Here is a 15,022-nt window from a genome sequence, read left to right as displayed (position 1 = left end):
GCTTTGCATTCAACCATGGGCGTACTAAGCACCCATGGCTGCAGTGTAAAAACGAACCCGGATGGTGTCAAACGCGTGCCGGCTCAGGCCACGCTGTGCAGGTGGGCCGCCAGCGCGGCCGCCTCGACACGGTTGCGCCCCAGGCGCTTGGCATGCAGCAATGCGCCGTCGGCCGCTTCGGTGAGGCTGGCCGCGGCGTCGAACATCGGGAAGGTGGCCACACCGGCGCTGAAGGTGGCCCGCAAAGCGCCGCCCGGGTGCGCGTGCGGCAAAGCGGCAAAGTCGGCGCGGATGCGGTCAATGACGGTGACGGCCTGCTCCAGACTGACCCCAGGCAAGGCAATGAGGAACTCCTCCCCACCGTAGCGACCGATGAGGTCGCTCGCGCGCAAGCGCCCCTTGAGCAACCAGGCCAGCGCCCGGATGACCTGATCGCCCACAGGGTGGCCGTAGGTGTCGTTGATCGCCTTGAAATGATCGATGTCGATCATGGCGACGGTCAGCGCCCCCTGGGTGCCAGCCTCGGTCGACGCCCCTGGCGATCCGAACTGCTGCACCAGTCCCGCCAGACGAGATTTGGCGGCCGTGTGGTTGAGCAGGCCGGTGAGGCCATCGAGCCGGGTCGAGCGCTGGGTCTCGCGGAAGCGCTCGATCTTGGTCTTGACGACCGCGGCCAACAGCACCGGATTGAACGGCTTGGTGAGGAACTGATCCCCCCCCAGACGCAAGGCCTCGACCTGCATGCCGACATCGGTGGCCCCCGAGAGGTAGACGATGGGCAGGGTGCTGTAGGCCGACATCTGTCGCAGCACGCGGGTGGCCTCCACGCCGTTGAAGCGTGGCATGAACATGTCCATCAGCACCAGATCGGGCCGATACGATTCGAGCACATCGAACAAGGTGCCTGGGTCACGGATGGCATGGCTGTCGATGCCGTGTTCGGCCAAGGTGCGCTGGATCAGGGCCACGGCCACCCGAGAATCCTCGACCACCAGGACGCGGTATTTCTCCTGCTCGATGTTCTGAACGAGGTCGAGGATGCGGTCGAGCACGCGGGCATGCTGTTCTTCAGCGGGAATGGCCACGTCGATGCCCGCGCGCATCAGCTCCACAATGGGTTCGATGGCCGACGCCACCCCCAGGTAGAACAGCTGGCTGGCGGGGCAACTGGCACGGATGTCGGTGACGAACTGCAGGCCGGCAGGCTGCAGTCCATCGGGGGCGGGGACGAACAGCACGGCCAGGGGCCGATCGCCTTCGGGGTGCACGCCGCCCCACGGGAGCTCCATCGTCTGAAAGCCGAAGTAACGCAGCTGGTGGCCCAGGGCCTGCACCAACTCTTGCTGACCGGGGGCGCTGATGAGCCACACTGTGCGCGGCTTGATCCAGTCGATCTCGGGCGCGGCGGGGCTTTCCACACGGCGCTCCCGATCGGGCACATGCGGCTTGGCGCTGGCCACGGCGCCCAACAGGGTGTCGAGTTGGCGCTGCAAGGCGGTGGTGTCCTGCTCCCCCAGGGGGTGGCTGTCATCTTGGCCCAGGCGGGCCAGGGCGGCATTTTCCAAACCTTCACACACGCGAACCAGACCGGGCAGACGCATGCGATTGAGGTGTTCCGCCAGGCTGTTGACGGCCACAGTGAACTCGATGAAGTGTTCAAACCGACCTTCGGCCAGGTAGTTGGCCCACCGCGTCTTGAGGACGTGGAGTCGATCATCGATGGAATGGGGCAGCGCAGCGGTCATGAGCGGTAGGCGTCCTGCCGGGAGGCCGGCGGTGAACGTGGCGCGGGCGACTCCACCACCAGTTCACGGTGAACCAGCACGGCGGAGTTGCGCGGCACCACCGACCGGCCACGCGCCAGCAGATGGGTTTTGGTAAAGGCCGCGCCAAACAGCAGGATCAAGGAAGAATAGTAAACCCATAAGAGGATCAGCACCACCGAGCCGGCCGCACCGTAGGTGGAGGCAGTGGCGGTTTGCGCCAGATAGAGCGCAATCGCATCGCGCCCGATGGCGAACAGCACGGCCGTGACCAGGGCACCGACCACGACTTCGCGCCACTTGAGCACCACGTCGGGCAGCACCTTGAAGATGGTGCCAAACAGCAGCCCGGTGACCAGCAGGGACAGCAGCATTTCGCCACTGGCCAGCAACGCTGCCACCGCGGGCACGAACTGATCGGCAAAGTGCAGGACCGCCCGCAAGACGACGCCCAACAACAAAGACACCAGCAACACAAAGCCGATGGCCAGCACCACGGTGAGCGAAAGCAGGCGGCTCTTGAGAAACATGAAAAGACTGCTGCGATCCGGGCGCGCCGCCACGCCCCAGATGTCGTTGAGCGAAACCTGCATCTGACCGAACACGGTGGTAGCGCCCGTCAGGAGCGCCGTGATGCCGAGCAGGGTGGGCAGCCAGCCTGCCTCGGACAGTCTCGATCGGGCCACCGCCTGCTCGACGGCTTGCGCCGCCTCACGACCCATGACGTCCTGGAGTTGGCCCACGATCTGACCCTGCGCAGCCTGCTCGCCGAGCACCACCCCAATCACCGCCACCGCGATGATGACCACCGGAGCAAGCGAGAACAGCGTGTAGAACGCCAGCGCCGCCGCGTGGCTGAAGGCGTTGCTGTCCAGCCAGAGCTGGATGGCGCCCCGGGTGATGCCCCACCAATGCTGGCCGCGCTGGCGCCACATCTGCGACGCCTCAGTGCGGGGCTGCCGCGGTGCCGAGGCGCTGCGCGAGGGTGCTCAACACGAGCGGCTCGTCCCAGGGCTTGCCAAAACAGCCCTGCACATTGGCATGCGGCGCAAGGCGCTCGGCCAGGTCTTCGAAGCTGGAGACGGCATAGACCGGAATGGTGCGCAACTGGGCATCGGCATCGAGGCGGGCGATCAGTTCGTAGCCGTCCATCTCGGGCATTTCGATGTCGGTGACGATCACGTGCGGCTGCAGCTGAGGAATCAGCTCCAGCGCCTGCAGGCCGTTCTTGGCGATTTCGACACGGTAATTGACCGACTTGAGCAATTTGACCATCTTGGCGCGTACGACGGCGGAGTCGTCCACGACCAGGATCAGTGGCGACTCACCACTCGGGGCCGGGGCCGACGGCACGGGCGGAGGCACCACGGGCGCAGCTGGCGCGGGGGGCGTGATGAGCACCGGCGCGACCGTGTCGATCGGGCTGACGGGCAAGGGCCCGATCGCTGGAGGCGTCTCGGGGACCGAAGGTGCCTCGGGCACGAATGCTGGCGCAAGCTCGGGCTCGGGCTCGGGCTCGGGCTCGGGTTCTGGCTCTGGCTCTGGCTCTGGCTCTGGCTCTGGCTCTGGCTCTGGTTCTGGTTCTGGTTCTGGCTCTGGTTCTGGTTCTGGTTCAAGGACGGGCTCAGGCTCTGCGAGCGCGGTCGGCGCAAGGGTCAACGCCTGCATCGGCTCGGGTTCTGGCTCCCGCTCGGGGGGCTGCGCTGCCGGCGCCAGGGCCTGTTCCTGCTCTGGCTCGACAGGCGCGGGAGCCCGCACCTGCAACAGCGGGGGCTGGGGCTCGACCTGCGGGACCACATCCAGGTCCAGATCCAGATCGATCTGATCGACGGCCTGGACAGGGGCCGCCACCCCCACATCGTCGCCGGAGGAGAGGTCCAACTCCAGGTCCACGGCCACCTCGATGGCCGGTGACTCGGCGGCCGCCGGCGGCAGCGCCTCGTCCAGTGGCAGGGGCTCGGTGGAGAGGTCGTTGAAATCCGGAGGCGCTTCAACCACGGGGGCGGCGGCCTCGACAACCTCGACAACCTCGACCGCCACGTCAGGCTGCAGAGCGACCGGCGCCGCGGGTTCGGGCGTCGGGGGAGGCACCAGCTGCGACGCGGACTCCGGGGTGGTGGCAGGCTCCGCCTGGGGCGCAGGCGGCACCTCATCACGCGGCGGAGTCGGTCGGCGGAACGCCCCGAGCCACCACAGCAGGACGAGCAGAACCAGCACACCAATCAGAACGTAAACGAGCACGAAACTCTCCCGTTGCAAGGAGCCGCAAGCGTGTGCCCGCAGCGTTGCATGCCAGTCTAACCCGCCGAAACGGGGGGGCAGGGTCCGCTCATTCCCGAAGGCGGCGTGCGCGCGACAGCACCGTCAGCACGGATCAGAGCGTCGCGCTACCATCGTGGCCCAAGGAGTTCTTCGCCATGACCGTTTCGCCCCACGCCCTGGATGCCGCCGTCGCCCTCACCCCTGCGGGCGAACACCGGTTCACCGGCCAGACCCACCCCACCTACGCCAACATGGTGGGTCCTTTTGGGGGCACGATTGCCGCAACCCTGCTCAACGGCGCACTCTCTCACCCAGAGCGGCTGGGCGAGCCCCTGTCCCTGACGGTGCATTACGCGGCCCCCATCGCCGATGGGGCCTTCGAGGTGCACGCCCGCCCGATGCGCACGAACCGGTCCACCCAGCACTGGCTGGTCGAGTTGCGACAGGACGACGCCGTTGCGGCCTTTGCCACGGTGATGACCGCGATGCGGCGCGACACATGGAGTGCCACGGATGCGGTGTTCCCATCGGTGCCGCCCGCTGCACAGTTGCCACGCCACCCGGGGGTGTTCCGCACGGCTTGGCCCAAGGCTTACGACATGCGGTTCACCGATGGTGAGCAGGTGCTTGACAGCGTCGAGCGCGACGACGCCGTGACGCAGGTCTGGATCCGGGACGAGCCGCCCCGGCCACTCGATTTCTTGTCCTTGAGCGCCATCTGCGATGCCTTCATCCCGCGCATTTTCGTGCGCCGCTCCCGGCCGGTGCCGGCAGGGACGGTCACGCTGACGGTGTACTTCCATGCCGATGCGGCCTTGTTGGCGGCCCAGGGCAGCGAGCATGTACTGGGCTGTGCCAAGGGGCTGCGATACAGCCAGGGCTTTCACGACCAGACCGCCGAAATCTGGAGTGCGCGCGGCGACCTGCTGGCGGTCGGCCACCAGGTGGTGTACTTCAAGGAGTGAGTGTCAGGACATGACGGCGTCGGGGCGGCGCAGGAAGCGTGCTTCGAAGTCCACCATGGGCATCGGGCGGCCGATCAGGTAGCCCTGAAACGCTTCGCAGCCCAGGCGCGTGAGCATGTCACGCTGGGACTCGGTTTCCACCCCCTCGGCAATGACGGTCAAGCCCAGGCTCTGCCCCAGGGCGATGATGGTCTGCACGATCACTTCGCTGCTGCGGTCACGCTGCAGCCCCGCCACGAAAGACTGGTCGATCTTCAGCTGATTGAGGGGCAGGCGCTGAAGGTAGGACAGGGACGAGTACCCCGTCCCGAAATCGTCCAGCGAGAAGCCCACACCCAGTTGCCGGAGGGACTCCATCTTGGCGATGACGTCGTCCACCCCATTGACCAGCATGCTCTCGGTCAGCTCCAGCTTGAGTCGCCGCGGGTCGGTGCCGGTGTCGTTGAGCACCACCCTCACCTGATCGACGAAATCGTGCTGGGCAAATTGCGCGGCACTGACGTTGACCGCCAACGTGAAGTCCGACGTGCCCAGCTGTTCGGACCAGGCCACCAGCTGACGGCAGGCTTCGGCCATGACCCAGATGCCCAGCGGCAGAATCAGCCCGGATGACTCGGCGATCGGGATGAACTCGGCCGGCGACACCATGCCACGCTCCGGATGGGCCCATCGCACCAGGGCCTCGGCCCCGATCAGCTGCCCGGTGTGCGAGACCTGCGGCTGACAGAACAGCCGCAGCTCGGCGTGCTTCAGCCCCTCGCGCAGGCTGTTGATGAGGGCCACGCGGTGAGAGACCTCGGATTGCATCCGCACGTCGAAGAAGCGCAGCTTGTTGCGCCCGGCGGCCTTGGCGGCGTACATCGCCATCTCGGCCTGGCGGATCAATTCGTCCACCGTGCAATCGGAGGCCTGAAACAGGGTGATGCCGATGCTCACCTCACTGCGGTAGTGCTGCTCGCGCAGCGTGTACGGCTCGCCGACCACGCTCAGCAGCTTGTGAGCGGTGCGCTCGGCATCGGCCGCGGCCACCGCCAGATCGTCACTGAGGTCGTCGAGCATCACCACGAACTTGTCCCCGCCGAAACGGGCCACGGTGTCGCTGTCGCGCACGTGGCGTTGCAGGCGATCGGCCAGTTGCTGCAGGAGCAGGTCGCCCATCTCATGCCCGAGGGTGTCATTGAGGCCCTTGAAGTCATCCACGTCCACGAACAGCAGCGCCGCGCAATGCCGGTGGCGCTGACGCGCGGCGATGGCCTGGTGCAAGCGGTCGTGCAACAGGCGGCGGTTGGGCAGGTGGGTCAGGGCATCGTAGAAGGCCAATTGGGTGAGTTGGGCCTCGACCTGTTTGCGCTGGGTGATGTCCGTGAGGGCGTACACGTAGTGCGTGACCTCGCCAAGGGGGTTGCGCACCGCGTTGATGGTGGCCCAGTCGGTGTAGACCTCGCCGCTCTGACGGCGGTGAGAGAGTTCGCCTTGCCAAGAGCCCTGCGCACGCAGGGTGTGCCACATCTGGTCAAAAAAACCAGCCTCTTGGTGGCCTGAGCGAAGGATGCGGGGCGACTGGCCGAGCAGCTCCTCGGCCCGATAGCCGGTCGCCTGCGTGAAGGCACTGTTGACGCGCAGGATGCGGTCCTGCGCATCGGTGATGAGCATGCCTTGCTGAGACTCGAAGGCGGTGGCAGCAATGCGCAACTCCTCCTCGGCCTGGGCCAGCGCGCTCATGTCGGCGTCCATGCAGAACATCACCTTGGGATGCCCAGGCAAGGCCACCACGGTGTGACTGGAGAAGACGGAGACGGGATGGCCGTCCTTGTGGCGCAGGGTGAGTCGGGCGGCCGGGATGCCCTTGCCGGTTTCGAACATCTGCGCCATGTCGTGCTGCACCACCGCCCAGGCTGCCGGCGGGATGATGAGGTCCAGCAGGTTGCGCCCGATGGCCTCTTGGGCGCTAAAGCCGTAAATCATCTCCGAGGCACGGTTCCAGTACACCACCGTGCCGTCTTGCAGGTAGCCCTGGATGGACATGGCCTCGGCCTCGTCGCACAACTTGTGAAAGCGCTGCTCGGCGGTGCTGACCGCCGCTTCCCAGAACTTCGTCTCGCTCACCACCAGGTTCGGATCAAGCATGGGACCACTCCCGACATGTCTGTGTGTTTTTAACATGATCCGGACAGCCTGCGCCTCCCCCTGTGGTGGGCGGATCAGGTGGTGTACTCCCCCGCGGCCTCGGGCTGGAAGTGCAGGGACAGGATGCGGGCCGTGCGAGGCGTGCCGGTGGGCGTGAGCCAGACGGCCTCGCTCCCGACGCGACGCCCCAGCAAACTGGCGCCCATGGGCGACAGCAGTGACACCAGGCCGACGTCGGCCCGCGCGTCGGCGGGATAGCACAGGGTGATGTCGCGGGGCTCGGGCTCGCCCTCGGCGTGCAGGCGCAGGCGTGAATTCATGGTGACGACATCCGGCGGGACATCGCGGGCCGGCACGAGGTCAGCCGCGTCGAGCAAAGCGTCCAGGGCGTGCTTCTGGGCATCGCTCAACACCGTGCGACGCATGAGACCCAGGATGCGGGCATGGTCGAGTTCGGACAGGATGCGCTCGTCCACGGCGGGACGGGAATCAATGGACATGGGTATCTCCAGGCAAAGAGGACGCGGCAGAACAGGCCCGGAGATCTCAAAACAGCGCGAAGGGGAAGGACAGGAGATCGCCGGGCTCAGGAAAGTGCGGCCAGCGATCGGCGCACGCGTTGACCCACCCCGCAGCCCAGAGGGGTGCGGAGGGTGCGGGCGAAGCAACCTGTGATGTCCATGGGCAGAGTCTAGCCCGGATGTGCCGATTGGGCAAACCGCGGGCCCCAGGCCGACCACGTCCGCCCAATAGTTCCGCAGAGCAAAATTTGATTCCGATAGGATGGCGACCCTGACACCAAAAACCGCCTTGCTGCGGTTATCCCTGTTAGCAATTACCCTAGTTTGTTCCGCAGAACGGAAACGGATACCGAAATTGTCTTGACCCCTCAAACAGGTGATGGGCACACTGCATCTCACTAACCGGCCATGTCCATTGTGGGCGTGCCGAGCACCGTTTGAGGAGCGCATCTTGGATTTGTTCTTTCAGCAACTGCTGAATGGCCTGACGATCGGCGGGGTGTACAGCCTGGTCGCGCTGGGCCTGACGCTGGTTTACGGGATCTTGCACGTCCCGAACTTCGCCCACGGCGCGCTGTACATGGCCGGCGCCTTCGTGGCTTTCTACTTCATGGAGTCGCTGGGGCTCAACTACTGGCTGGCCATGCTGGGCTCGGCTGCGGTCGTGGCCGTGCTGTCCATGCTGGCCGAGCGGCTGGTGTTCCACCCGCTGCGCAACGCCCCGCCGTTGCACGACATGATCGCCGCCATCGGCATCCTGTTGTTCCTGGAGGCCGGTGCGCAGGCCATCTGGGGCGCGGACTTCCACCGCATGCAGTCACCGTATGGCAATCTGGTCGAGATCTTCGGCCTGACCACCGTCGGTCAGCGTCTGCTGATCATCGCCGGCGCCGTGGTCCTGGTGGCCGTGCTGCACCTCTTCCTGACCCGCACCACCACCGGTCTGACCATCATCGCGATGGCGCAAAACCGCGACGGCGCGGCCCTGGTCGGCATTGACGCCACCCGCGTGACGCTGCTGGTGTTCGCCATCTCCGGCGCGCTGGCCGCGGTGGCCGCAGTGCTGTACAGCCCGATCAACCTGGTCTACCCGGCCATGGGTCACCTGGTCATCACCAAGGCCTTCGTGATCATCATCCTGGGCGGCATGGGCAGTTTCCCTGGCGCCATCGTGGGCGGCTTGATCATCGGTCTGGCAGAGGCCTTCGGTGGTTTCTACTTCTCGACGAACTACAAGGATCTGATTGCCTTCGTGCTGCTGGTGGTCATCTTGTCGGTTCGCCCTCAAGGTCTGTTTTCGAAAGGCGCGCACTGACATGAAGCTCCTTCAAGGTAAGGCGGGCTGGACCCTGCTCATCGCCCTGGCCCTCGTGTTTCCCTACATGGTCTCCAACACCTACTTCCTGTCGGTGATGACGCAGTCGTACATCTTTGCGATTGCGGCCCTGGGCCTGAACCTGATCACCGGCTACACCGGCCAGTTCAACCTGGCGCACGGTGGCTTCATGGCCATCGGTGCCTACGCGGTCGGCCTGCTGACCACAGATTACCAATGGGGCTTCTGGACGGCGTTTGCAGCCGCCGGCGCCATCTGCGGGGTGATCGGCTATCTGGTGGGCGTGATCTCGCTGCGCATGACGGGGCACGTGTTCTCGATCTTCACGCTGTGCGTGGGCTACATCATCTACCTGCTGATCGAGAAGTGGGAAGACGTGACCCACGGCGCCGTCGGCGTGATGGGCATCCCCTCCCCCACCGGCTTTGGCGGCCTGGAGTTCGAGTCGGCCAAGGGCCAGTACTACCTGGTGTTGGCCTTTCTGATCCTGGGCGCGTACATCATGCACCGCATCGTGCACTCGCTGCTGGGCCGCAGCTTCGTGGCCGTGCGCAACAGCGAGGCCCTGGCCGAAGCGCTGGGCATCCCGCTGGCACGCACCAAGCGTCTGGCCTTCGTGCTGTCGGTGATCTATGCCGGTCTGGCCGGTGGCCTGTACGCCGGTGTGGTGCGCTTCCTGGGCCCCGACCTGGCCGCCACCCACCACACGTTTGAGCTGGTGATGTTCATGCTGGTCGGCGGCATCGGCACCATCCTGGGCCCGATCCTGGGTTCGATCCTGGTGCCCTGGATCACGCAGTCGCTGCAGTTCCTGCAGGACTACCGCATGGTCGTCTTCGGCCCGGTGCTGATCCTGCTGCTGATCTTCGTGCCCAACGGCATCGTCGGCACCATCTTGCATCGCCGTGCCCGCCGCGCTGCAGCCCAGCGCGAGCAAGCCCAGGCTGCATCGGCCCCGGCTGCCGCCTCGTCCACCCCCAACGGAGCCCGCCATGCTTGAGATCCGCGGTCTGACCAAACGCTTCGGCGGCCTGACGGCTGTCAACAACGTGACGGCCAAGTTCGAGGCCGGCCACATCAACGCCATCATCGGCCCCAACGGCGCCGGCAAGACGACCTTCTTCAACCTGATCGCGGGCACGCATGCGCCGTCGTCGGGTCAGATCATCGTCAAAGGTGAGGACGTGACCGGCATGCGTGCCGACCAGATCGCCCGCCTGGGCGTGGCGCGCACCTTCCAGGCCACCAACCTGTTCGACCAGGCTTCGGTGCTGGACAACCTGATCGTGGGCCACCGCCTGCGCACCCGCTCGGGCCTGTGGGACGTGATCATGCACACCCCGCTGCTCAAGCGTGAAGAGAAGCTCTGCCGCGAGAAGGCCGAAGAGGCACTGGAATTCGTGGGGCTGAAGCGTGTGGCGCACCGCCTGGCCGGTGACATCACGCAGGAAGAGCGCAAGCGCGTGGCGTTCGCGCTGGCCCTGGCGACCGAGCCCGACCTGCTGCTGCTGGACGAGCCGGCCGGAGGCGTGAACCCGGAAGAAACCGTGGGCCTGGCCGAGCTGATCCGCAAGCTGGTCGACCATGGCAAGACCGTGTGCCTGATCGAACACAAGATGGACATGATCATGAGCCTGGCCGACAAGATCATCGTGCTGAACTACGGCGAGAAGATCGCCGAGGGCACACCCGCCGAGATCCGCAGCAACCCGCTGGTGATCGACGCTTACCTGGGAGCCGAACATGCTGAAGCTTGAAGGCGTTTCGCTGTCGTACGGCAGCTTCCGCGCCCTGGACAACGTGAGCCTGCACGCCGACAAGGGCGAGCTGGTGGTGCTGCTGGGCGCCAACGGTGCGGGCAAGAGCTCGATCTTCATGGCAATCTCAGGCATCAACAAGACGAGCAGCGGCTCGATCTCGTTCGACGGCCAGGAGCTGGTCGGCATGAAGCCCTCGTCCATCGTCGAACACGGCGTGGTGCACTGTCCCGAAGGCCGCAAGCTGTTCCCGCAGATGTCGGTGGAGCAGAACCTGCTGCTGGGTGGCTATGTGCACCGCAAGGCGCAAGACAGCAAGGCCACGTCCAAGCAGATCCTCGATCACATCTACGAACTCTTCCCCATCCTGCAGCAAAAGCGCCATGACCCGGCCGGCTCGCTCTCGGGCGGTCAGCAGCAGATGGTGGCCATTGGCCGCGCCCTGATGGGCCGCCCCAAGGCCCTGCTGCTCGACGAGCCCTCGCTGGGCTTGGCCCCCTTGGTCGTCAAGCAGATGTTCGAGATCATCCAGAAGATCAACCAGACCGGCGTGACCGTGTTCCTGGCTGAGCAGAACGCCTACTCGGCGCTGCGCATCGCACACCGGGCCTATGTGCTCGAACGCGGTCGCATCGTCATGGAAGGCAAACCCGAAGAGATGCTGCACGACGAAGGCATCCGCAAGGCTTACATCGGCGCCTGAAGCCGCTCCCTACGCGTTTCCCAACGTTTTCCCACCCCTCACAAGGAGACCTCACCATGCGTTTCATCCCCAAAGCGCTCAAGCTCGCCCCCCTGGCTGCCACCGTGGCCCTGGCCTTCAGCGCCAGCGGTGCCTTGGCCCAGGAAGTGCTCAAGATCGGTCTGACTGCCCCGCTCAGCGGTGGCGCCGCCCTGTACGGCAAGAACGTGCTCAACGGCCTGAACCTGGCCGCCAAGGAAATCAACGCCCAGGGTCTGACCGTGGGTGGCAAAAAGTACACGGTTGAGATCGTGGCGCTGGACGACAAGTACTCGCCCGCGGAAGCCGCCATCAACGCCCGTCGCCTCAAGCAGCAGCATGAAACGGCCGTGATCTACGTGCCCCACTCTGGTGGCGCCTTCGCCCTGCAGGCCTTCAACCAGCAAGAGAACTTCCTGCTGATGGCCTACACCAGCGTGCCCACCATCACGGAAAAGGGCAACAAGCTGACGATGCGCATCCCGCCGAACTTCATGACCTACATTGACCCCTTCATCCGCTACCAGATGAAGAAGGGCAAGAAGCTGGGCATGGCGCCGGCTGACCACGACTACGCCAAGGCCTGGGTGGCCGCGTTCGAGCCGGCCTGGACCAAGGCCGGCGGCACCGTGGTGTCGAAGAACCCGATGTCTTACAACAAGTCGGCCGACTTCTACACCGGTGTGAGCCGCGTGCTGGAGACCAAGCCGGACGTGATGTTCATCGGTGGGCCCTCTGAGCCGACCGGTCTGGTCGCCAAACAGGCGCGCGAGTTGGGCTTCAAGGGATCCTTCATCGTGATGGACCAGGCCAAGATGGACGAGATGGCCAAGGTCACCGGCGGCCTGCAGATGCTGGAAGGCTCGATCGGCACCCTGCCGCTGACCGCCGACGAGCGCCCCGGTGCCAAGGGCTTTGTGAACGCCTACCGTGCGGCCTACGGCGCCACCGCCAACCCGTCGTCGGAGTCGTCGCTGAACTACTCGTCGCTGCACATCGTGGTCAACGCGATGAAGATGGCCGGCACCGTGAGCGACCCCGCCGCCATCCGCGCCAAGTTGGACGCGGCCGCCAAGGCCCTGCCCGATGCCATCAACCCCAACGACTTCAATGGCGTGGACGCCAACGGCGGCTCGGTGCTCAACACCGTGATTGGCGTGGTGGAGGGTGGCAAGCTCCGCGGCGTGCGACTGAAGGATCTGTGATCCCGAGCCGCTCGCCCCGCGGGGTGAGCGGTGCACCGGGCGGGCCCCCAGCCGGGGTGACCCGCCTTTTTTGCGCGCAGATCGCTGTTCTGCACACCAATTCGCGATTTCACGATGCAAGCCAACTCGCAGGCATCGGAGGGCATCGAACACGCAACAAGGGGCTTCCCTGGTGCATGGTCGGCATGCCAAGATATCGCAGACGACCCGCTATTCCATCATGCAGACCTTACAAGCCTCCGCTCTCGAAGATGGCAAGGAAGACCGACATTTCGTGACCGCCCTGGCGCGCGGGCTGGAGGTGCTGTCCTGTTTCCGCAGGGGGGACAAGGCCCTGGGCAATCAGGAGATCGCCAAACGCTGCAAGCTGCCCAAGTCCACCGTGTCGCGCTTGACGTACACGCTGACGAAGCTGGGCTACCTGATCCAGCTGGAAGAAAACGGCAAGTACCGCCTGGGCACCTCGACCCTGGCACTGGGCAGCTACATGATGGCGCGCCTGGACGTGAAGCAGATGGCCAAGCCGATGATGCAGGAGCTGGCCGAGTTCGCGAAGGCCACCGTGTCCCTGGGAACGCGTGACCGCCTGGCCATGCTGTATGTGGAGAACTGCCGCAGTTCGGCTGCGCTGACGCTGAGCGTGGACGTGGGCTCGCGCATCCCGCTGCTCAGCTCGGCCTTGGGCCGGGCCTATCTGGCGGAGATCAGTCAGGCCGAACGCGTGGAGTTGCTGGAGCGCTTCCGCGAGTACGACGAGCAGGCCTGGCCGAGCATCCAGGCCTCGATCAACACGGCGCTGGAGGACTACCGCGCCCTGGGTTGCACGCGATCGTTCGGTGACCTGCAGGCGCATGTCAACGGCATTGCCGTGGCCTTCAATCCGGGTGGTGGCCTGCCGGTGATGGCCATCAGCTGCGCCGGTCCGGCCTTCAGCCTGTCTCAGGAGTTCCTGCTCAACGAGGTGCGCCCGCGCCTGATCGAGATGGCGCGCAAGCTGCAAGCCTCGGCCGGCCGGACCTGATCCGCCGCGGCACCGAGCGCAACGAGGCGCGAAGGCCGCCCTGCCGCCTCAGCGCGATCACGGGCTTCTGCTAAGCTGAAACGCCCGATTGCCTGACAGCGCGCCTGCCCACGCCTGCCCCGACCATGAAGCGTTCCACCGCCCCCCTTCCCTGCTGGCTGGCCCTGAGTGCCGCAAGCCTGGGGCTGGCCCCTGTCGCCCTGGCCCAGCCTGTGCCGGGCACTGCCGCCACATCCGCCCAGGCTGCCGCCCCCAGCGCTGCGTTCGCGGCCCAGCAATGCGCGGCCCACACCGATGCCGCACAGCGCCTGGCCTGCTATGACGCGGTGTTCCGCCCGCGTGCGCCCGATCCGCTGAGTGCCCCGGCCACCGCGGTGACGGCGCCCGACGTCTCGACCGCAGCGGACCGGTCCCCCGCGGAGACATCGGCGAACGACACCGATCGCGTGGCCGCCGCCCCGCCTCCTGTGTCAAGCGGGACCGCCATGCCGCCACCGGGCAGCGCCCTGTCCACCTTCTGGGAACTGGGCCGCAGCGACAAGCGCAAGGCCTTTGTGGTGCGCACCTTCTATCCCAACTATCTGCTGCCGCTGCACCTGACCAGCGACATCAACCGCCAGCCTTTCAGCCCCACGCGGGGTGCCGCGCCGCTCAAGCCGAACTACAAGGCGGTGGAGGCGAAAATGCAGATCTCGCTGCGCGTAAAAGTGGCCGAAGACCTGCTGCTGCCGCGGGCCGACCTGTGGGCCACCTACACCCAACGCTCGATGTGGCAGGTCTGGAACCAGGCCGACTCGGCCCCGTTTCGCAACACCGATTACCAGCCCGAGCTGAAGTACGTGGTGCCAGTGCCCGATGGCCTGAGCGTGCTGCCCGGCGGCTGGTCGTGGCGCATGCTGGAGGCAGGCTTTGCCCACCAGTCCAATGGGCAAAGCGAGCCGCTGTCACGCAGCTGGAACCGGTTGTATGCGGGCACAGCGTTCGAGAAGGGTGAGCTGGCCGTGCAGATGCGCTTCAACCGCCGCCCGCGCGAAGGCTCGAAGGACGACAACCCGGACCTGACACGCTACATCGGCAACACCGAGATCCAGGCCTCGTGGCTGCCCGGGCAGGCCACCGCCTCACTCACCTGGCGCCTGCACCCCAAGGAGATGAAGCGCGGCTCGGTGCAGCTGGACTGGACCTATCCGGTCGACAGTCAGCAGCCGCAAGGGCTGCGCTGGTATCTGCAGCTGTTCAGCGGCTACGGCGAATCGCTGCTGGACTACAACCACCGCCAGACCAGCCTGGGGCTGGGCCTGACGCTGTTCCAGTTCTGAGGTCTGCGGGATCGGCCCAGGCCTG

At 65.8% G+C, this 15,022-nt stretch carries 13 protein-coding genes; 8 read left to right on the top strand and 5 right to left on the bottom strand.

The genetic code is table 11. The features are described from left to right. Nucleotides 1-83 precede the first annotated feature (83 nt). From WIT60_RS01530 to WIT60_RS01520, 3 genes are read right to left on the bottom strand one after another with little or no spacing between them, the layout of a single operon-like run. Nucleotides 84-1,745, bottom strand: coding sequence for a GGDEF domain-containing response regulator (locus WIT60_RS01530; protein ID WP_339582184.1), 1,662 nt, complete (start codon nt 1,743-1,745; stop codon nt 84-86). Beyond that, a complete protein-coding gene (locus tag WIT60_RS01525; RefSeq protein ID WP_339582183.1) occupies nt 1,742-2,698 on the bottom strand; it encodes a YihY/virulence factor BrkB family protein in 957 nt (318 codons plus the stop codon). The genes WIT60_RS01530 and WIT60_RS01525 overlap by 4 nt, the downstream gene beginning before the upstream one ends. A 10-nt stretch (nt 2,699-2,708) precedes the next feature. Beyond that, the gene (locus WIT60_RS01520; protein ID WP_339582182.1) at nt 2,709-4,004 is read right to left on the bottom strand and encodes a response regulator; all 1,296 of its coding nucleotides are present in this window, start codon (nt 4,002-4,004) and stop codon (nt 2,709-2,711) included. A 176-nt stretch (nt 4,005-4,180) separates the two neighbouring features. Here WIT60_RS01520 and WIT60_RS01515 point away from each other — a divergent pair, with 176 nt between their 5' ends. Next, complete coding sequence (locus WIT60_RS01515) at nt 4,181-4,990, top strand: acyl-CoA thioesterase (protein WP_339582181.1); 810 nt, start codon at nt 4,181-4,183, stop codon at nt 4,988-4,990. 3 nt (nt 4,991-4,993) lie between these two features. On the opposite strand, the gene WIT60_RS01510 is transcribed toward WIT60_RS01515, so the two are convergent. Both WIT60_RS01510 and WIT60_RS01505 read right to left on the bottom strand, forming a co-directional pair. After that, a complete protein-coding gene (locus WIT60_RS01510) occupies nt 4,994-7,117 on the bottom strand; it encodes a putative bifunctional diguanylate cyclase/phosphodiesterase (protein WP_339582180.1) in 2,124 nt (707 codons plus the stop codon). Nucleotides 7,118-7,191: 74 nt separating this feature from the next. Next, nucleotides 7,192-7,617 carry a GreA/GreB family elongation factor gene (locus tag WIT60_RS01505; protein WP_339582179.1) on the bottom strand — a complete coding sequence of 142 codons (426 nt, stop codon included), beginning with the start codon at nt 7,615-7,617 and terminating at the stop codon, nt 7,192-7,194. Nucleotides 7,618-8,089: 472 nt separating this feature from the next. On the opposite strand from WIT60_RS01505, the gene WIT60_RS01500 reads away from it, so the two are divergent. The 7 genes from WIT60_RS01500 (at nt 8,090) to WIT60_RS01470 (ending at nt 14,997) form a co-directional block, all read left to right on the top strand. Then, entirely contained in the window at nt 8,090-8,953 is an 864-nt protein-coding gene (locus tag WIT60_RS01500) for a branched-chain amino acid ABC transporter permease (protein WP_339582178.1), read from the top strand. Between the two features lies 1 nt (nt 8,954). Then, complete coding sequence (locus WIT60_RS01495) at nt 8,955-9,974, top strand: branched-chain amino acid ABC transporter permease (RefSeq protein WP_339582177.1); 1,020 nt, start codon at nt 8,955-8,957, stop codon at nt 9,972-9,974. Continuing rightward, the gene (locus WIT60_RS01490) at nt 9,967-10,731 is read left to right on the top strand and encodes an ABC transporter ATP-binding protein (protein WP_339582176.1); all 765 of its coding nucleotides are present in this window, start codon (nt 9,967-9,969) and stop codon (nt 10,729-10,731) included. Before WIT60_RS01495 ends, WIT60_RS01490 begins: the two co-directional genes overlap by 8 nt. Next, the gene (locus WIT60_RS01485) at nt 10,718-11,434 is read left to right on the top strand and encodes an ABC transporter ATP-binding protein (RefSeq protein ID WP_339582175.1); all 717 of its coding nucleotides are present in this window, start codon (nt 10,718-10,720) and stop codon (nt 11,432-11,434) included. Before WIT60_RS01490 ends, WIT60_RS01485 begins: the two co-directional genes overlap by 14 nt. 56 nt (nt 11,435-11,490) lie before the next feature. After that, on the top strand, nt 11,491-12,657 hold the full coding sequence (locus WIT60_RS01480) for an ABC transporter substrate-binding protein (RefSeq protein ID WP_339582174.1): 1,167 nt from the start codon (nt 11,491-11,493) through the stop codon (nt 12,655-12,657). A gap of 220 nt (nt 12,658-12,877) precedes the next feature. Further along, nucleotides 12,878-13,678 carry an IclR family transcriptional regulator gene (locus WIT60_RS01475; protein ID WP_339582173.1) on the top strand — a complete coding sequence of 267 codons (801 nt, stop codon included), beginning with the start codon at nt 12,878-12,880 and terminating at the stop codon, nt 13,676-13,678. A gap of 125 nt (nt 13,679-13,803) precedes the next feature. Beyond that, nucleotides 13,804-14,997 carry a phospholipase A gene (locus WIT60_RS01470; protein WP_339582172.1) on the top strand — a complete coding sequence of 398 codons (1,194 nt, stop codon included), beginning with the start codon at nt 13,804-13,806 and terminating at the stop codon, nt 14,995-14,997. Nucleotides 14,998-15,022: the final 25 nt, after the last annotated feature.

The sequence above is a fragment of the Aquabacterium sp. G14 genome (assembly GCF_037482285.1).
GTDB lineage: Bacteria > Pseudomonadota > Gammaproteobacteria > Burkholderiales > Burkholderiaceae_C > Aquabacterium.
The sequence above is the reverse complement of the archived record's forward strand: the minus strand, read 5'-3'. Positions and strand labels throughout refer to the sequence as shown.